This window comes from Mycoplasmopsis edwardii (assembly GCF_900476105.1).
Lineage (GTDB): Bacteria > Bacillota_I > Bacilli_A > Mycoplasmatales > Metamycoplasmataceae > Mycoplasmopsis > Mycoplasmopsis edwardii.
Genome location: NZ_LS991951.1, coordinates 572,474 through 592,244, shown reverse-complemented (window position 1 = coordinate 592,244; position 19,771 = coordinate 572,474). Strand labels below are relative to the sequence as shown.

Below are 19,771 nucleotides of genomic sequence, written 5' to 3'. Positions count from 1 at the left end.
CTTATGGTAAAAAACGAAGGTACAATAGTTCAAATTTTAGGACCTGTTGTTGATGTGCGTTTTCAAGAAGGTAAATTACCAAAATTATTAAACGCCTTAAAAGTTGAAGTTAACGGAAGAGTTTATACTTTTGAAGTTGCTCAACACATTGGAGATGATACAGCTAGAACGATCGCAATGGGTGATGTTAATGGATTAGAAAGAGGACTTACAGTATTAGATACAGGAGCACCAATTTCAGTTCCGGTTGGGGAAGTTGTTTTAGGTAGAATGTTTGATGTTCTAGGTAACCCAATTGATGAAATGCCACTTCCGAAAGATGTTGTAAGATCATCAATCCATGCACCATCTCCATCATATGAAGAACAAAAAACATCATCAGAAATCCTTGAAACAGGTATTAAAGTTATCGATCTTTTAATCCCATATGCAAAAGGTGGGAAAATTGGTCTTTTTGGAGGAGCTGGAGTTGGTAAAACAGTTCTTGTTCAAGAATTAATCAACAATATTGCTACTCAACATAATGGTCTTTCTGTTTTCGCCGGAGTTGGTGAAAGAACAAGAGAAGGAAATGACTTATATCACGAGATGAAATCAGCAGGTGTTTTAGATAAAACAGCACTTGTATTTGGTCAAATGAATGAATCACCTGGTGCACGTATGCGTGTTGCTTTAAGTGGTTTAACAATGGCTGAATATTTCCGTGATAAACAAAATCAAGATGTTTTATTATTTATCGATAACATCTTCCGTTTCACACAAGCAGGATCAGAAGTTTCTGCTTTATTAGGGCGTATGCCTTCAGCTGTAGGGTACCAACCCACACTAGCAACAGAGATGGGTGCGTTACAAGAAAGAATTACTTCAACACGTCGTGGTTCAATTACATCTGTACAAGCAGTTTATGTGCCTGCAGATGACTTAACAGACCCAGCTCCAGCAACAACATTCACACACTTAGACGCTAAAACAGTTCTAGATCGTGGAATTGCTTCATTAGGAATTTATCCTGCTATTGACCCATTAAACTCATCTTCTAGATTACTTGACCCACTTGTAGTTGGAAATGAGCATTATGATGTTGCACAACAAGTTGTTTCAATCTTACAAAGATTTAAAGAACTTCAAGATATTATTGCAATTTTAGGTATGGGTGAATTAAGTGAAGAAGACAAACATATTGTTGCAAGAGCACGTAGAATAAGAAACTTTTTATCACAACCATTCACAGTTGCAGAAAAGTTTTCTGGAATTAAAGGTGCTTATGTACCACTTTCAGATACAATACGTAGTTTTAAAATGATTTTATCAGGTGACTTTGACGAGTATCCAGAAGAAATTTTCAGATACGCAGGAAGTATTGAAGATGTTATTGAAAGATATAACAAAATTCAAGCAGAGAAAAACTAATAATGAAAAATACAACTCATTTAATTATTACTGTTCCTAGCGGAATTTACTATGAAGGTGATGTAGAAATTGTTACCTTAAAAACTGCTACTGGTTATATGGGAATTCAACCTAACATTTCACCAATTTTCTCAAGCATCGAAATCGGGACCTTAACAATAGGTTGAAACAACTCAGATAATTCTGAAAAGTACTATATTGGTGGTGGTTTAGTATACGCAGAAAATAAAAAAATCAATATCATTACAGATGATATTATCAAAGTTTCTGAAATTGATATTTTAAGAGCACAAAAAGAAAAAGAAGAATTAGAAAAAATTATTTCACAATCTAACAAAGATAATGTGGATATCACAAAACTAGAAACAAAACTCAAAAAGACATTATATAGAATTGAATCATATAATTTTATGAACAATAAATAGGAGATAAAATGGCAAATTTATTTAATAACAGAGAAAACCACAATGAAAATGGTTTTAATCCATTTGTTGATAACTCAGTTAAAAAACCTCAAAGCAATATTGTTATAGTTATTTTATTCTGAGTTTTAGGATTAATTATCTTTTCAGCAATTTACTTTGTAGTTAAAAGAAACAAATACTTACAAAAACAAAACGAAATCAATGAAGCATCATCAACAATCGATGTTCAATTAACAAAAAGATCAGAAACATTAATCAAATTATTTGACATTGTTAAATCACACAAAGAATTTGAAAAAGAAACATTTGCAGAAATTGCTAAATTAAGAAACATGCAAATGAGTGGATCATTTACAAACGAAGAAAGAAGTGAATTACAATCATTAAACAATCATGTTTTAGGTAGATTAATCGCCGTTTCAGAAAATTACCCAGAATTAAAAGCTAACCAATCATACTCACAACTTATGGAACAAGTTGTTTACTTAGAAAGAGAAATTGGTGCCGCTCGTAGATTATACAACTCAAAAGTTACAGAATTTAACTCAGACATTTTCTTATTCCCAGCAAGCGTTGTTGCTTCATCAATGTCTTTAGCAACATACCCATTATTTGCTGCTTCAAACAAACAAAGAGAAGATGTTTCAATGAAAGGTTTATAATCCAAAATACTAGCCTTATGGCTAGTTTTTTGTTTCTTTTTAGTTTACATATTCAAAAAACTTATCAATAAATTGCAATGAAGAAATATTATTTATTACTTATATTTGACTTTATTTTTACTAAAGACTCTCTAAATCAATACCCACAATATATTTAAAATATATTGTATAATTAAATAATTAATAAAAAGAGGTTATATGTTTGAAATTTTAGCTACAAAAAATGATGAAGGAAGAACTTTATACAAGCTTATCGAGAAATACTTAAACAATATTTCTAAATCAAGAATTGAAAAAATCTTCAGAAAAAAAGATGTCAAAGTAAATGATAAAAGAACCAATGATAAATCGCTTAAGATTGTTGAAGGTGATAAGATTGTTGTTTATGGCATATTTGATGCACAAAAACAAGAAGATTTACCTAAAGTGCAACATAACATAAGTGTGATTTATGAGGATGAAAATATCTTATTAATCGATAAAAAGCATGGTGTAGTTGTTCATGGTGAAGATAATTCATTAGATAATCAAGTTTTATCATATTTAAAACACAAAAAGGTTGATAGCTTTAAACCTAGTCATGTCGGTCGTTTAGATAAAGAAACAAGTGGTTTAATTGTTTATGCAAAAAACTACCAAACATTAGTAGAGCTTAATGAAGCAAACAACAATTTTGTAAAAAGATATATTTTTAAAAGTGATATTGATTTAAAGCCAGATACCAAATTTAATATGAAGTTATATATAGGTAAAGATGAGAAAAACCAAAAAATGAGATCATCTTTAAGCGAGCAAGAAAACTTTAAAGAAGCACACACAATTTTCTTTTTAGACGGAAATGATAAAGTTGCTGAATTAGTTACAGGAAGAAAACATCAAATTAGAGTTACTTTAAGACATTTACAAAAACCAATTTATGGTGATAGAAAATATGGCGGTAAAAAAGCAGAACGTTTAATGCTTCATTCGTTTTACTTGCAATTTAACAATCTTAAAGGGCACTTAAAATATTTAAACAAAAAAGAATTTTGAACTAAAAAACCAAAATGATAGGAGATTCATATGAAAGTAGTAGATAAACAAAAATTAAAAGATATTGTTAGTTCATTAATGATGACTCCAACAGATCAAGTATTAGATAATATTTTAGAAAACTGAAATAAATTACAACAAAGTTTAGAATACTTTAACGAAGTTGATTTAGAAAACTTAGCACCAATGACTCATATTGACGAAAGATACAAAGAAGACTTTTTAAGAGACGATGAAGTAAGTTCATACGACATGATTGATAAAGCTGTAATTTTAAAAAATGCACCTAAAAAAGATCAAAACTTTGTTATTTTAAGTAAGGTGGTTAAATAATGAGAAACTTAAAAAATTTAGGAAATAAAGAATTAGCTATCAATGAATTAAAAAGTGATAAAAATAATGCAGTTGCAATGCTGACTGATTTTCAAAATCAAAACAAAGGTGTTTTAAGTAATGCAGTTATTACATTAAAAGATAACTATGCAACTAAATCATTCGAAACAAAAGGATCAAGTAGAATCTTAGAAGGATTTACACCAGGATATGATGCAACAGTTGTAAAGAAATTAATTAATGCAGGTGCTGATATTGTTGCTAAAGTTCACCTTGATGAATTAGCGTTAGGTGGGACTGGAACACATAGCGCATATGGAATAGTTAAAAACCCAATTGATCCAGAAAGATATGCAGGAGGTTCATCTTCTGGCTCAGCTGCCACATTAAACAAAAACATTTCTATTGCTATTGGAAGTGATACAGGAGATAGTGTTAGGCTACCAGCTTCATTTGTTGGTGTTGTAGGTTTTAAACCATCATACGGAGCAATTAGTAGATATGGATTATATGCTTATGCATCTTCATTAGACACAGTTGCTTACTTTGCGCATAATGTTAATGATATTATTATTGCTTCACAAGTTTTATTTGGTAAAGATCAATTTGATATGACTTCAGTTGAAGTTGATATTAAAGATGTGCAAAAAGCAAAACCGCGCAAGGTAGTTGCTTTTGACTTTTCAGACCAAGTTGATTCATATTCACAAACTAAATATGAATCAATTATTAAAAAAATGCAAGCAGACGGCATTCGAGTTGACTTAATTAAACCTGATTTGAAGGTTTTAAGATTAATTCAACCTATTTATAGAATTATTTCATTCTCAGAAGCAAGTTCAAACCTTTCAAATTTAAACGGTGTTGCTTTTGGATCAAGGAGTGAAGGTGATTCATGACAAGAAATTATCAAAAACACTAGATCAGAGAAATTTGGGAAGATGGTTCAAGAGAGACTCGCTTTAGGAAGTTACTTCTTATATGAAGAAAATCAAAAAGAACTTTTAATTAAAGCTCAAAAAGGAAGAAGATTAATTAAAAACTACTTTAATAAAATAATGGAAGGTTATGATGTGGCTATTTATCCAGCAAGTCATGGAATTGCACCATTATTTACTGAAAATAAAGATAACGGTGTTATTGATTTTGTTTTAACAGGTTCAAACTTAGTTGGTAATCCATCAATTACTATCCCGATGGGCAAAAAAGATAATATGCCATTTAGTATTGCAATTGACGCAAGACTTTATGAAGATAAAGAATTATTAGGTTTTAGTGAATACATTGAAGAACTTATAGGAGACATTAATGAATAATTTTGAAGTTATTATTGGTATTGAAATTCACGTTGAATTAAAAACAAAAACCAAAATGTTTTCATCTGCAGAAATTGATTATTCAGCAGAACCTAATACAAAAGCAAACCAAATTGATTTAGCATATCCAGGAACTTTACCATTAGTCAATAAACAAGCTGTTAAATTTGGTATTGCGCTTGCTAAAGCATTAAAAATGGAAATTGATGATGAATTACACTTCGATAGAAAAAATTACTTCTATCCAGATTTACCTAAAGGTTACCAAATTACTCAATTTTATAGACCAATTGGTAAAAATGGAAAAGTGCAAATCAAAACATCAAATGGTTTAAAAGAAATTTCGATTGAAAGAATTCATTTAGAAGAAGATACTGCAAGACAACATCATGATTCTGAATTTACAAAGTTAGACTACAATAGAGCAGGAATCCCATTAATAGAAATAGTTACTGATCCAGTTATTAGATCTGCTAAAGAAGCATCTGCATATGTTGATATGATCAAGAAAACAGTTTTAGCTTTAGAGATCTCAGAAGGTAAATTAGAACAAGGTAGCTTAAGAGCTGATATCAACATTTCATTAAGACCATATGGTTACAATGGGTTTGGTACAAAAGTTGAAATCAAAAACTTAAACTCACTTTCAAACATTGAAAAAGCAATTGATAATGAGATTAAAATCCAAACTAAGAAAATATTAAAAGGTGAAGCAATCTTACAAGAAACAAAAAGATTTGATGACCAAAAAAACGAAAACATTACAATGAGGGTAAAAACAGGAACTGTTGATTATAAATACTTCCCAGAAGCAAATATTCCGTTTATTAAGTTATCAAAAAGTTTTATTGATTCAGTTGAAGTTGCAGAATTACCTTTAGAAAAAGAGCAAAGATATATTGATGCAAATATTCAAAATATCTATGTACAAAGCTTGATTGATGATATTTATCTTTCAAAATATTTTGATTCAATTAATTATGAAGATAAAGATAAATTATCAAAGGTATTCTTTGCTGAAGTTGTTTCATTAGCTAACTTACAATCTAAAAAAGCTTATGAATTAAATATTGATGCAAAATATATTCAAGAATCTCTTGAATTACTTGATAAAGGTATTATTTCAGGTAAGTCACTAAAGAAACTAATTCCTTTATTAATTGGATTTAAAGGAGATATTCATTCATTACTAGAAGAACACAACTTAAAACAAATTTCAGATCCAAAATTAATTGAAGAACACGTTTTAACAATTATCAAAAACAACGAAGCCTTAGTAGCTGAATACCCTGAAAGACAAGAAAAAGTTATGAAGTTCATTCTTGGTTCATTAATGAAAGAAACTGGCGGACAAGTAAACCCAATTTTATCAAATGATATTTTAATTAAGGTTTTAAATGATAAGTTTAAAAACTAGAAAAAGAAATTACAAAAAACTTGTTAGATTAAAAAATAAAAAAGGATACTTAAGAGAATATTATTCAAATATTATCTATCCTGAAAAGTTTATTTTCATAACTAAAATTTATGAAAATTTAATGAAGTCAATCATTTCATTCTTTGCTTCAATTTTAATATTTGCAATTACACCTGCAGATAAAATTAAAAGAAACAAAGTTGTACATCAAGTGTATAGAAGTTATGATTCAAAAGAATTTAACTTTATTTGACTTTCAACAATTTTTTACATCTTAATTTCATTTGTACCGGTTATTTACATTGTAAGCTTTTTAAACATTACAATTAACGATTCAATTCCAAAGTTTACAGATTATGTAATGCCTTATGCAAAAGAAAAAGTTCCAAATATTTCAAGCAACATTTTCCAAACACTTTTTAACACTATCATTTTTGATAAATTTATTCCAGGTGGTAATTTATACTTTGCTGCTGAAAATAAGCAACCAATTAATTCATTTTTTAAAATATATGCATTAATTCCAGGTTCATTTATTGCACTTCCTTCACTATATATTTCAAGTGGGGGATATGGTAAATTGATTTCAGCTTACAATTACATTTTCTCGCATAATAAAACAGGATCATATTGAGGTAACAAAGTAAAAGGATTAGGAATAGTTATAACAGTTTCATTACTATTGTGATTATTTAGTACACTTAATATCTTTTTACAAACAAGTATATGATTAAAATACAAAGAATCAGTAAAATGACTTTCAGACTTAGTTTACTTATTATTTGTATTCATGTTTATCTTTGTATTATTCTTAGTTTTATTCAAAATTACACCATCATTTAAAATCAAATTTAAAGACTCATTTAGAGGATCATTAATCTCAAGCATTCCAACATTTATCTTAGTTGTTATTTATACATATTTATATAAACTTATTTCATATGATAAATTTGGTTCAGCTGTAGGATTCTTTTTCTCAGTTGGTTTCTTTATTAACTGATATATTTACTTTATGTTTTTAGGTATCATCTTTAACAATGCATATTATAAAAATTATGTTAGTTCAAGAACCATACCTAAAAAAGTTTATGCATGAGTCTAATAAGCGCCTTTATGGCGCTTTATTTTTTCCTTTTTTAGTTTATTTTGTCATAAAAATTATCTTAAAAATGTGAAAAGAAGATTTGTGCAAATAGTTTTATTTTTAGTCTTTGTTTCAGGTGTAATAGGCTCAATTCTTTTAATTGACAAATTTAAGACAACAAACAAACGAATAGAAACCAAAAAAGAAAAAGAAATTCACTCATATAGAGTTTCTGGCGCTGTTTTACATACAGGGATTCATAAATCACTAAAAAAGCTCACATATAGAGAATTATTTTTCATCGTCAAAGTTAAAGATAGTTCAGATTTATCAGGGTTTAAATTGAACACTTATCCGCAAGAAAACAAAGAGATATTTGTACCTTATAAAATGTTTAAACTTAAGTGAATTGAATTTGAAAATATTAAACAATTATCACACTTAAATATTTCGAAATATATCCTTAATAATTTATTAAAACATAGAAGGGAAAACATTAGAACAACATGAGCAAATATTCAAGATATTTCCGGGATTGGTGAAAAAACAATTGAAAAACTGAAAAATATTTTGATATTAGATTAAATGAATTATTTTGATTTTTAATATGTTCATTTTTAACTGTTTTTTATTTTAATAATCAAATCTTGTTTTTAGTTCTTCCTACTGTTTTAGTTATCTTAAGTTTAGTTATATTTAAAACTGACTTTATAAAGCAAGCTTTATGTTTAGTTTTAGTTTTAGGAGTCATTTTACTTAAGTTTCGAATACAAAATATCTTAAGTCATAGCTTTCATAATGTCTTTTGAATCTACTCAAATGATGAATATAAAACAACTTTAATTGATATTAATAATAATTCATATTATTTACCTAATAATGTTTTTAAGTTAGAGAATAATCACTTATTAACAAAGATGTGAATCCAACATGAAATTCATGAAAATCATATAGTTAAAGTATATGATTATAAAATACTTAATTCATATGATTTTCGCTATTACTACTTTAAGTTTTTATGATCATTTGATAGGGTTTATAAACAATCAGTAATTAGTATTTTATATGGATTTGGAGTTAATTATAATTATGGAATTATTGAAACTTCAAAAGATCTAGGCATTATTCATTTTTTAATTATTAGTGGTATGCATTTTAATATCTTGTTTGCCTTTTTAGTATTTGTATTTAGAAAGAAATTTACTTGAATTGCATATTTATTAGTAATAATTTATTGGTTAATTTGCTACAAATCAATATCTGTCAATAGAGCATTTATTAGCTTAATAATTAACAAATTAGTTAAAAAGAAACTTAATATATCGAACGACTTTTTAATTACATTTTATTTAACAATTATATTTACACTAAATTTAAAAATTTTAAGTTCAGGGTTCTGATTAAGTTTTCTCTTAAGTTTTTATTTAAAGCTTTGAAAGAGTGATAAAAAATGAATTTATTATCTAATGCAATATTTTAATTTATGGATAATTTCAGTCTCGCTGCAATTAATATGGCAAGACAAAATTTATGTTTCAAGTTGAATTATATCAATGGTTTTAAGCCCTATAATTGAGTTTTTCTATTTGGGATTAACATTTTTATTAATTATTCCAGCTGTAGTTAAAGCAATTATTAATTTATATCAATTAATATTGAGTTTGTTTACATCTTTTAGCATAATAATTCAAAATAATTATTTCATCCAGAGTACAACAGGCATCACAAGTTCATTAATATTTTTTGCCCATTTCTTTAAGAAAAATCAAAATAAAATATAATAAATAACATGAAATTAATATATGGTGTAGAGAAGTTTTTTGTAAATAAAAATATTGCTCAGGAAAGGGCAAAATTTAATGAAGAAGATATTATTGTTTTAGATGAAAACATCACTATTTATGATCTTATTTCATTAGTCGCAAACAAAAGTTTAATAGACACTAAGAAACTTATTATAGTTAATGATTTTAGTTTTTTAACTACTTCTAAATTTACTAAAGAACAAACTAAATTTGTGCACGAACTTTTAAGATTATTTGCCAATGGAATTGAAGATGAAATTATCTTTGTTGTAAATTCAGCAAAACTTGCAGAAAATGATTTAGTGAAGTATCTAAAAGATAATGCTGGCTTAGTTCAATGTAATAAAGTCGAAAGAAAAGATTTAATTGAACAACTATCTTCAATTGCACAAAAAAGAGGTGTTAAGTTCTCGTTCACAAATATTAATGTTTTCTTAGAAAAAATGCCTGATAATTTAGAAATTATTATGAATGAATTTGAGCTATTGATTTCAAATTATAAAGAAGTTACCTTCGATATTATCGAATCAACAGTTTCTAAATACGCTAAAAATCAAGTATTTGCATTTTTAAGTTCATTAGAATCAAATAATCTTAGAGCTATTTATTCTAAATACCTTGAAAGAATTGAGGAAGGTGATGAATTGCCATTATTACTTGGTCAAATGAATTCATTATTTAGTGATTGCCTCAATGTTCACCACTTAAACAAAATCGGATTGAACACATTAGAAATAAGTAAAAAAATGAAAATGCCTGAATGAAAAATCAAAAAGATTAATTCAGTTTTAAGAAGTTTTGGATTTGCTAAACTTAAGAAAATGATTTTAGAGTTAGCTGATATGGATGTTGAATTTAAAACAAAGGGAGGAGAAATCAATGAAATTTTTGAAATGTTTCTTATCAAAAACTTCTCATAAGTTTCAAGGGCATAGAAGTGAAGAATTAATATTTTTCATTGATGAAAAAGTAGTTGAACTTTATTCAGATAGTGAGTTCAATAATTATCTTCACACAATGTATACTTATTTTAAGTATTTAAATGATAAATACATAAGATTCAAAGTAGTTTTACCAAATACATTTTCATTTACTATTAATTCAACTGATGAACACTTTAATAAAATTGAAAAAAGAAGATCATCACTTAAAAAATTTACAACAAAAGTAAAAGAATTTGAGTTAGCTAGTATTTTTCAATTAGTTGATTTCAAAAATGTGAAATCAATTTCGTTTGACATTAATAAAAAGATTCAACTAAGTGAACAAGGACACACAACTTCAACTACATTTAACTTTGAATTAAATAATTTCATTTACACTCAAAATATTGAGATTAATGAAAATGAAAACGAAAAAGAATCAGAACTTTATAAAGACTTAAAAACCTTACATTGATTCTTTTCTACAAAATACAATGTTAATGGATTTGTTTTCTATAACATTGATTCATACATCAAAACAATCAATAGACATGACTTAAATTCAAAAGTTAACTTTATTGATAATGTGTTTAAAATTCTTAAACAAGAAACAAGAATTGAACTTTATTCATATTTTGATTCATATAAACAAACAATTAAGCTACCTAAATTTGAAGCAATTACTTCAAGAATAATTAAAGTTCACTTCAATAATACATTTATTAATAATGTTTTAGATACAATGAAACAAGATGGTTATATTAAGTACTATGATTTCGCAGACTACTTTATATTAAGAAGTGATGAACATATTTTTAAGCTAGAACAAATTAAAACTTTAATCAATGAAATTATTTTAAATAATGATTTATTTGCCTTTAACTTTTTAACTATTTTAAAATGTGAGCAAAATGTTGACTCATTATATGAATTTGATTATCTAAAAATGCTTAATGAAGAGCTGATTTCTGTGCTAAACAAGAAAAGAAATACACTCAAACTTCCTTTTGCAAAAAGCATAATAATAAAATATAAGTTTTACAAATACTTTAAAAATATTTTAGTTAAAACTATTAAATTGGACTCATTCGAATATGTTGAACAAATCAATATTTCAAACGAAGTTATCTTAGATGAAACTAAACTTTCACCATTTAGTTATGAATTAAAAGAAAGAAGGTAATTACTACTTTCTTTCTTTTAATAATAATGATAAATATGCTCTTTTAATTCTATTACGAGTGTATCTTTTACTAATGCAAGCCTCAATGAATTCTTCATATGTAGGTTTATCTATTTGTTTTTTAAATAGATTCTCCATGCCTTCATCCATCATTTTGTATTTCTTAAGTTTTTCAGCTGGTGTTTTTTTAACAAACCTTTGAAACTTTTTGTATGTGGAAGAAATATCTTTTAATTTGGAAATTTTCATTGGCGAATAACTTGAAATGTCTTCACCATTTTTTATCATTTGACGAATTTTAGTTGCCGAAGCAAAGTTATTGACAGTTTCATTTGAATGAAATCCAACAGTTCTTTGAAAACATATAGGCCTGATATTAAAATTGTTGTTTACTATACTTTTAACATATTCAATACCTAAAATATCATTTGGAGTACTAATATCTTCATTTGTGAGTTCATTCAAAGCTAAATTAGATGCTCTAGGAAAACTATTACCACCTGTTTTAAGGTACTTTTTAACAAGTTGATCATACTCAGTTTTTCTTTGCTTAAGTATATAAGCAATTTTTAAAAATATGCTTATATCTCCAGTTTCTGATCCAAAAACTAGGTAATCAATTTTTTCTTTATTTAATAATTTAACTGCTTCATTTGCGAAAATATGAGCTGCTTGTGCTGAGATATTGTGTTTAAGCTTTACAAACTTATTTACACCATATTTTCTAGCTACCATTTTTCTTTTTCATCATGAAGCACAAATGAATTCTCCTCTTTGAGAAAACTTATGACTCATAGCGACAATTATTTTTGAGTTTGGAAACTTTTGTTTTATTAGGTTAAGCTGGTGAATGTGCCCATTATGAAATGGGTTATACTCAACAACAACACCAACTCTTACTTTTTTTTCTTTATTTTTCATTAAAAATATTATAAAATAAGAGCACAAAATAAATACAAAAAAACTTTTTAAAAAGTTATAAAAAAAACATTTATCAAAAACACTTTTTGTATTATAATTGTTTATGCTATTAAATAGTTAGAATAACTTTTAGATTTATAAGACCACAAGGAGGTACCATGGCTATTGTTCCAAAACGTAAAACATCTAAACAACGTAAACATAAAAGACAAACTCACAGCGCTTTAGAAACACCTAATTTAGTTAAATGTTCAAATTGTTCAAAAATGATTGAACAACACGTTACATGTATGTGATGTGGTTTTTATAAAGGCGCAAAAGTTAAAAACTTCGTTGCTTTAAACGACCGTATTAAAAATGCTTAATCATTAATAATAACAAAATGAGTTATCATTTTGTTTTTTTATTCCTTTTTTTGTTCATTCTTCAGTAACTCTTATTTACTTATTGGAGGAAGAAAAAAATGATTTTATATAAAATTGGAGAAATAGTTTATAAAAATAAAACAAACTTAATATTTGAAAATAAGGGTGATGGATATATTGTTAATGTTGCCAATATTGATAGGTTTGAAGTCGGGTCAAAATGTAAAATTTACCTTTATGAATATATCACAGAGTTTTATAGAAATATTTATGGATTCAAAGACTTTAAGGAAAGATTATTATTCACTGACTTAATTACAGTTGAAAAAATTGGACCAAAAGTTGCGATGAATATTTTAGAAAAAGGATGAGAATTTGTGGCAAACTTAATCGTAAATGATAATTGACAAGAATTATCTAAAATAAATTTTGTCTCAGAAAAAACAGCAAAATTTATTTGCGTTGAACTTAAGAATAAGTGAAGCAAATTACTTGATCCAAGCATTAAAAAAGATACTAAAGAAATTCAAAATATTAATGAGCTTTCATCTACATTAGATACTTTAGGCTTCAAAAAGAATCAAATTGAATTTGCTATTAAAAATATTAAAGAGCAAAAAGACCTAGATAAAATGATTGAAGAAAGTATTACATTAATTGCAAACAATAAAGATGCAACATTCAGAACTTAGACCCTCTAATTTTAATGATTTTATAGGGCAAAAAAATTTAATCAAAACCTTAAAAGCAATGATGCAAAGTTCATCACAACAAAATAAAACATTATCACATTTATTATTTTATGGATCACCTGGAATGGGAAAAACAACTTTAGTAACATTAATAGGAAATGAATTAGGCAAAAAAGTACATTTTATTCAAGGTGCAAATATTGAAAAGAAGAGTGATTTAATTAATGTTTTATCAGTTATCAATCAAGGCGATATTGTTTTTATTGACGAGATTCATAGTATTAATAAAGGAGTTATAGAATTCCTTTATGGAGCAATGGAAGATTTTGTTTTTGACTTAATTATAGGTGTAGAAGGTAATTCTAGAGCTATGAGAATGAAAATTAAAGAGTTTACTTTAATTGGTGCAACAACAAAGTTAAATGAAATTGCACAACCACTAAAAGATCGTTTTGGATATATTGCTAGATTGATTGGTTATAATGAAGATGAAATCGCAAAAATACTAACAAATACAGCTAAAAGGTTAAAAATTGTATTAGATGATTCATGTATAAGGCAAATTGTTAGTTATTCTAGAAAAACTCCTAGAATAGCAAACCATTTATTGCAAAGAGTTAATGACTTTGCTATTAGTTTAAATCACGGAATTATTAGTCCGCAAATCATTAAAAAAACTTTTAAGTATATGGATTTATATGAATTTGGATTAACTAAAGATCACATTGAATATCTATATATTCTTAAAGAGAGTTTTTATGAAAAGTATGCTTCATTATTAACGATTACAGGGCTTGTGAGTTTTTCGAAAGAGACTATACTTTTGGAAATTGAACCAATACTTATTTACTATGGTTTAATTGAAAAAACTTCAAGAGGAAGAAGGATTTCTTCAAAAGGAATTGACTATTTAATTAGGCAAAAAGTGACCGTTAAATAATATCTTATATACCACTAAAAAAAACACATTTTTGTGGTATATTTTATTATATGAAGTTATTAAATAGATTATTTAAACTCACTTCATGAAAAAGGTTAATAATTAGCTTTTTTATGATTATAGCCGCTATCTTATCTATTGCATTTGGTAGTGCCTTTTATTTAGGTAATAATACAAACAAATCAATTGATTATGCCGGTGGTTCAAGAGTTTTAGTTCAAGTTAAAAGTGATCAAAAAATTGACTCACAATTTACAAAAGAAGTTAATGAATCACTTTTAAGTAGATTAAGAGATGGTTCTGGTTTAAGTGGTATTAAAGTTACAACTCAAGCAGATGGCAAATTATTAGTTTCTAAAAGTGGAGAACTTTCACCAAAAGAACTAAATAGCTTTGTTAATGAAATAGTTAAAAAACCTACTTTAATTGCTACAACAGTAGATTTAAAACCATTATTCAATTTATCAAAATTTAGCGTAAGTGATCAAATTGATTATAGTAAATTAAAAGATTACCAAATACCATTTAAAAAGAATGGCGCTGAACACATTGAAAGAAATGGATATAACAATATTAAAGTTTCTCTTAATGGTTTAGATGGCGAAACAGAATATGCAAAAGCAACTGAGTATTTATATAATCAACAAAATAATAAAGAAATTCTATTTTGATTAAACATTGATTCGCTTTATGAAAAAGCAATTAATGAATATTCAGAAGATTGAGAAGCTTCAGGAAGAAATCTTTGAAACTTTGTTCACGTAGGTAACCAAGCATATACAACTGGACAAGATGGAAGAGCAACAGAAAATGCTTATAAAGATCATCAATTAGGAATTCAAAGAGACTTCTTAATTTTCAGAAGACAAATCTCATATGTAAATGATTCAAAAGATATCTACATTGGTAGTGAAGGATTAACAAATTCACAAGCCATTTCTTTAGTTTCAAAAATTAATTATGCTCTAAGCGATTATTCACTTGAGTTATTATCTACAGAAACTTATTCAAATCCAAATGGCGGAAGTAATTATGCTTTCTTATATGCAATGATAGGAACAATTGTTGTTTTTGCGATCTTATCATTAATTCAAATTATTAACTATGGTGTTATCGGTATAGCAACAACAATCTTAATGGCACTATATATATTCTTAACATTTGTTATCTTTACATCAGTAAGAGGAGAATATTCTCCAGCAACAATTAGTGCACTTATCATTGGTATGCTTGTACAATTTGATGCAAACGTAGTATGGTTTGAAAAATTCAAAGAAAGAATGTCCACAGGTGATTCAATAAATAAAGCATTTATGAACACCTTAAGATACAATACAAGAAGAGTTTTTGATTCAAATTTAATTATGTTTGTTTCGATGCTTATCTTATTTTATTTAGGATTAAATGAAGTTAAATCATTCGCCTCATTCACTGTGTTTGCAATTATCGTTGTTTTAATAGTTTCACAAGTATTATTAAGATGAATAACCATTTCATTAACAAAATGAAGTTTAATTGAAAACAAAGAATGATTCTTCGGGTTAACAAAAGTTGACAAAAAATTCTACAATTATATTAACACTAATCAAAAAGACTACTTAAAGTTTGGAAAATTTGGTTGAATAATCCTTTTAGCGTTATTATTAGTTGCTTCAATAGTTGTAGCCACACTAGGAGCAATTAACAAGAGTTTTTGAAGTGCATTTAATTCATCGAGAGATTTTGTTGGCGGATATAATATCAATATTGCCTCATTAAATAATTCAGAATATTTATTTGATGAAACTAAGGCGCAAAACTTAATTAATTTTATTTCTCAAAAAGATTCAAACTTAAAAGAGTTAGTTTCTTCTTCATCAATTTATTCAATAAATGGAATTGATTCTTACAAAGGACTTTCAATTTACGTTAAAAACTATGATGAAGCAACATTTAATAAACTTTCAGAAATAGTTAAAGAATTTAATAACAATTTATCATTTAATCATTATGAACTTTCAAACTCAACATCAGTTTCAAGTTTATGATGAACATTGCTTGGTATAGCTATTTCAGTGCTAGTTGCATCAATTTATGTTTTATTCAGATTTGGATGAACATTCTCATTATCATTATGAGTTGGTATATTAGTTGATTTAGCAATTTTATTCATTTCAGTAGCATTAACAAGAATCTATTCAACAAGTCACATTTTAATTATTATTGCAGTGTTGTTTGTTTGATCAATTAATGAAAAAATTTCAATCTTTAGTGAACTTAGAGAAAATATTCAATTTAAGTTCCATAAAGTTATCTTAAACAAAGAAGAAATTATGGTTGTTGCAAACACATCGATATCTAAGAAAATTAAACGTAACATAATTATTTCAGTTGGGTTTATCTTTGTTACAATTGGATTAATTCTTGCGACACCTACACCAGATAAATTATCAAGTATTTTAGTGTTTGTATCATTAGCATTATCTACTTTTGTTACAACATACTTAATCACATGATTATGAGCAAAAGTATTTGCTATTTCACAAAGAAACAAACAAAAAAGAATTGATTCAGGATTCTGAAACATTAACAAAGTTGAAGAACAAACATTTAACGGAATCAATGATTATCTATAAAAAAACAAGCAGCCAATTGGACTGCTTATTTTTTTGCTTCTTCAAATATTTTAGCTATTTCATCATCACTAAGTGTTGGTTCATCTTCAAAATTAACATCATAATAATTAAAAACATTATCACTTGCATAAACTAAGTAAGAACCACTATTAATTGACTTATAAAACAATTTAACATTATTATGATCATTATGATCTTTAATAAAATTTTCAAGTGTTGTTTTTAAGTATCCAGACCCGTTTCCTGTAATAAAGATTACATCAAATAAACTACCATCTAGAATCTGGAATACATATTTTTGAATAGTAATTAAGGCATCTTGAGTTTCTAAACCATGTAAGTCAACTTTTACATCATAACTCATTACTTGTCTTTTCACGATCTAATTTTTATTCCTGCATTTTTCATAACATCAAGAGCGAATTTATGCATTAAATCACCATTATGATCTTTTGAATCAAATGTCTGTACACCTTCTTCATAAATAATTACATCTTTATTTAGCCTATTTTTGTTTAATCAAGTTTTTAAAGACAAACCAAATTGCATAATACAAATATCTGTACAACAACCAGTTAAAATAAATTCATCAAATTGTCTTAAATATGATTTCTTAACAACAAAAAAACCATTTGTAGTAGTCTTAAAAGTAACATTTGACCCATCACTTTTAATGTGAAACTTTAACTCATCAACTACTTCTGATTCTTCAGTGCCTTTAATGCAATGTGGAGGATATTGCTCCATTTCAATATCATCCTTAGAGTGTGCATCACAAACAAAATGAACTTCACTATCAGATTTATCAATTATATCTTTTACATCAGGAATAATATCTTTAATCCTCTTATCATATAACGCACCACTTTTAGCAAAACCATTAATTAAATCAATAACAAAAATAACACTTTTTTTCATTATAAGTTTTCCTTTTGACAATAATCACAAAATGAAGTTCCTCTACCATTTTCGGTATAATCAAGTTTCACTTTTTTAACAAAACCAATATTACAATCTTCACACTTTTGACCATCACGACCATAGACTTTTAAGTTATTTTGAAACTTACCTGTAATACCATTCACTGAACTATAGCTTTGGACACTGCTTCCACCAAGTTTAATGCTATTATCCATTATTCTTTGAGCATGTTCTAAGATCTCGCTAAATTTTTCAAATGAAACATCTTTTGCTTTAGTCATAGGATTAATTTTGGCTGCAAAAAGCGATTCATCAGCATAAATATTGCCAATTCCTAAAACAAGCGATTGATCTAACAAGATCTTCTTGATGCTAATATTTTTCTTACTTACCTTTTTGAATAATGCTTCTTTATCAACATCACCAGGTAATTGGGCAAGATTTTTAATTTCATATAATGTTCTAGTATCACTAGCTTCAACTATTTCAAAAGAACCAAAGATTCTTGAATCGTTATAAACCATAACATTCCCATTATTTAGTCAAAAGTAAATATAGTCATGTTTGTAAGCATACAGGTTTTTATCTTTTTGGTCCCTAATAAAGTATTTCCCAGTCATTCTTAAGTGTGAAATTAATCTTGAACCATCACTTAGGTTAAAGACTAAAAACTTACCAAAGTTTTCAACATTGATAATCGTTTTGTTTAGTAAAAATTTTTTAAAGCCATCTTCATCAGTGTTTTTGATCAATTTGGCTCCCTTTACTTCAATTTTTGTGATTTCTTTTTGTTGCACAAAGTTATTTAATGATTGTTGTACAACGGTAACTTCTGGATATTCTGGCATAAAATTAATTATACTTTATTTGATTATATTTTTATTGTGGAAAATAGTGAAAAAATAACTATAAAAAAATAATAGTGGTAAAATTTTTATAGGTTATTTTTGCTTTTAATTATTACAAGACAAATGACCTCATTTTAATTAGAAAAAATAATTATAAATTCGGAGGAAATTATGACACCACACATTAATGCGAAAAAAGGTGAAATCGCTAAAACAGTTATTATGCCAGGAGACCCACTTAGAGCAAAATATATTGCTGAAACATTTTTAGACCCTGGTTATAAACAAGTAAACTCAGTTAGAAATATGTTTATGTTCACAGGTACATACAAAGGAAAACCTGTTACAGTTGCAGGGAGCGGTATGGGATGTCCATCAATCGGTATTTACTCATACGAACTTTTCAAATTCTATGATGTAGATAGAATTATTAGAATTGGATCTGCAGGTTCATACTTAAAAGAGTTAGGATTATATGAAGTTGTTTTAGCTTCTGAAGCAGTTGCAGATAGTGATGCATTCAGAAGATTAGCTTTAGGAAAAGAAGGAAATGTTGCTTCTCCATCAGCTAAATTAAACAAAGAAATCCAAGATATTGCAAAAGATTTAGGTCACAAACTTACAGTTGGTAGAGTTCACTCTTCAGATGTATTCTACTCAGTAATGCCTAAAGAAGAAAGAATTGCTGCTACAGGTGCAGTTTGTGTTGAAATGGAATCATATGCTTTATTCACAAACGCTGAAGCAACAGGAAAAGAAGCAGCTTGTTTATTAACAATTAGTGATAATTTAATTACTCAAGAAGAAACAACAGCTGAAGAACGTCAAACAGCATTTACAAAAATGATGGAGATTGCTTTAAACTTAGCAAAATAATAC

General features: G+C 27.1%; 20 protein-coding genes. 16 read left to right on the top strand and 4 right to left on the bottom strand.

Going from position 1 to position 19,771, the window contains the following annotated elements; translation table 4 throughout:
• Positions 1-3 precede the first annotated feature (3 nt).
• The 11 genes from atpD to D2846_RS02450 all read left to right on the top strand — a co-directional run bounded on the left by atpD (position 4) and on the right by D2846_RS02450 (position 11,590).
• Positions 4-1,410 carry a F0F1 ATP synthase subunit beta gene (gene atpD / locus D2846_RS02505; protein ID WP_117275514.1) on the top strand — a complete coding sequence of 469 codons (1,407 nt, stop codon included), beginning with the start codon at positions 4-6 and terminating at the stop codon, positions 1,408-1,410.
• A gap of 2 nt (positions 1,411-1,412) precedes the next feature.
• Positions 1,413-1,835: an ATP synthase F1 subunit epsilon gene (gene atpC, locus D2846_RS02500; protein WP_117275512.1), complete on the top strand. Its 423-nt coding sequence runs from the start codon at positions 1,413-1,415 to the stop codon at positions 1,833-1,835.
• Between the two features lie 8 nt (positions 1,836-1,843).
• Positions 1,844-2,497 carry a LemA family protein gene (locus D2846_RS02495; RefSeq protein ID WP_117275510.1) on the top strand — a complete coding sequence of 218 codons (654 nt, stop codon included), beginning with the start codon at positions 1,844-1,846 and terminating at the stop codon, positions 2,495-2,497.
• 198 nt (positions 2,498-2,695) lie between these two features.
• The gene (locus D2846_RS02490; protein WP_117275508.1) at positions 2,696-3,550 is read left to right on the top strand and encodes an RluA family pseudouridine synthase; all 855 of its coding nucleotides are present in this window, start codon (positions 2,696-2,698) and stop codon (positions 3,548-3,550) included.
• 9 nt (positions 3,551-3,559) lie between these two features.
• Positions 3,560-3,862, top strand: coding sequence for an Asp-tRNA(Asn)/Glu-tRNA(Gln) amidotransferase subunit GatC (locus D2846_RS02485; protein WP_117275506.1), 303 nt, complete (start codon positions 3,560-3,562; stop codon positions 3,860-3,862).
• Positions 3,862-5,178, top strand: a complete 1,317-nt coding sequence (locus tag D2846_RS02480; protein ID WP_117275504.1) for an amidase family protein — start codon at positions 3,862-3,864, stop codon at positions 5,176-5,178. Before D2846_RS02485 ends, D2846_RS02480 begins: the two co-directional genes overlap by 1 nt.
• Positions 5,171-6,595: an Asp-tRNA(Asn)/Glu-tRNA(Gln) amidotransferase subunit GatB gene (gene gatB, locus D2846_RS02475; RefSeq protein ID WP_117275502.1), complete on the top strand. Its 1,425-nt coding sequence runs from the start codon at positions 5,171-5,173 to the stop codon at positions 6,593-6,595. The genes D2846_RS02480 and gatB overlap by 8 nt, the downstream gene beginning before the upstream one ends.
• A complete protein-coding gene (locus D2846_RS02470) occupies positions 6,576-7,697 on the top strand; it encodes a YhjD/YihY/BrkB family envelope integrity protein (RefSeq protein WP_117275500.1) in 1,122 nt (373 codons plus the stop codon). Before gatB ends, D2846_RS02470 begins: the two co-directional genes overlap by 20 nt.
• Positions 7,698-7,766: 69 nt before the next feature.
• Entirely contained in the window at positions 7,767-8,264 is a 498-nt protein-coding gene (locus D2846_RS02465) for an MAG0490 family ComEA-like DNA-binding protein (protein ID WP_117275498.1), read from the top strand.
• Between the two features lie 1,204 nt (positions 8,265-9,468).
• A complete protein-coding gene (holA, locus tag D2846_RS02455; protein ID WP_117275494.1) occupies positions 9,469-10,404 on the top strand; it encodes a DNA polymerase III subunit delta in 936 nt (311 codons plus the stop codon).
• Positions 10,364-11,590 (top strand): hypothetical protein, encoded by a 1,227-nt coding sequence (locus tag D2846_RS02450; RefSeq protein WP_117275492.1) that lies wholly within the window; start codon positions 10,364-10,366, stop codon positions 11,588-11,590. The genes holA and D2846_RS02450 overlap by 41 nt, the downstream gene beginning before the upstream one ends.
• Before the next feature lie 3 nt (positions 11,591-11,593).
• On the opposite strand, the gene D2846_RS02445 is transcribed toward D2846_RS02450, so the two are convergent.
• Positions 11,594-12,511: a nucleotidyltransferase gene (locus D2846_RS02445; protein WP_117275490.1), complete on the bottom strand. Its 918-nt coding sequence runs from the start codon at positions 12,509-12,511 to the stop codon at positions 11,594-11,596.
• Positions 12,512-12,669: 158 nt separating this feature from the next.
• On the opposite strand from D2846_RS02445, the gene rpmF reads away from it, so the two are divergent.
• The 4 genes from rpmF (at position 12,670) to secDF (ending at position 17,123) form a co-directional block, all read left to right on the top strand.
• Positions 12,670-12,876 carry a 50S ribosomal protein L32 gene (gene rpmF / locus D2846_RS02440; protein WP_117275488.1) on the top strand — a complete coding sequence of 69 codons (207 nt, stop codon included), beginning with the start codon at positions 12,670-12,672 and terminating at the stop codon, positions 12,874-12,876.
• 98 nt (positions 12,877-12,974) lie between these two features.
• Positions 12,975-13,568, top strand: coding sequence for a Holliday junction branch migration protein RuvA (gene ruvA, locus D2846_RS02435; RefSeq protein ID WP_117275486.1), 594 nt, complete (start codon positions 12,975-12,977; stop codon positions 13,566-13,568).
• On the top strand, positions 13,549-14,508 hold the full coding sequence (gene ruvB, locus D2846_RS02430) for a Holliday junction branch migration DNA helicase RuvB (protein ID WP_197712769.1): 960 nt from the start codon (positions 13,549-13,551) through the stop codon (positions 14,506-14,508). Before ruvA ends, ruvB begins: the two co-directional genes overlap by 20 nt.
• Positions 14,509-14,621: 113 nt before the next feature.
• Positions 14,622-17,123: a protein translocase subunit SecDF gene (gene secDF, locus D2846_RS02425; RefSeq protein WP_223211506.1), complete on the top strand. Its 2,502-nt coding sequence runs from the start codon at positions 14,622-14,624 to the stop codon at positions 17,121-17,123.
• Positions 17,124-17,148: 25 nt separating this feature from the next.
• Here secDF and D2846_RS02420 read toward each other — a convergent pair whose 3' ends face one another.
• The 3 genes from D2846_RS02420 to mutM are packed head-to-tail and all read right to left on the bottom strand — an operon-like array spanning position 17,149 to position 18,892.
• The gene (locus D2846_RS02420; RefSeq protein ID WP_117275479.1) at positions 17,149-17,487 is read right to left on the bottom strand and encodes a Smr/MutS family protein; all 339 of its coding nucleotides are present in this window, start codon (positions 17,485-17,487) and stop codon (positions 17,149-17,151) included.
• A complete protein-coding gene (locus D2846_RS02415; RefSeq protein WP_117275477.1) occupies positions 17,487-18,041 on the bottom strand; it encodes a cysteine hydrolase family protein in 555 nt (184 codons plus the stop codon). Before D2846_RS02415 ends, D2846_RS02420 begins: the two co-directional genes overlap by 1 nt.
• On the bottom strand, positions 18,041-18,892 hold the full coding sequence (gene mutM / locus D2846_RS02410) for a DNA-formamidopyrimidine glycosylase (protein ID WP_117275475.1): 852 nt from the start codon (positions 18,890-18,892) through the stop codon (positions 18,041-18,043). The genes D2846_RS02415 and mutM overlap by 1 nt, the downstream gene beginning before the upstream one ends.
• A gap of 171 nt (positions 18,893-19,063) precedes the next feature.
• Between mutM and deoD the strand changes: the two genes are divergently transcribed.
• On the top strand, positions 19,064-19,768 hold the full coding sequence (deoD, locus tag D2846_RS02405; protein ID WP_117275473.1) for a purine-nucleoside phosphorylase: 705 nt from the start codon (positions 19,064-19,066) through the stop codon (positions 19,766-19,768).
• Positions 19,769-19,771: the final 3 nt, after the last annotated feature.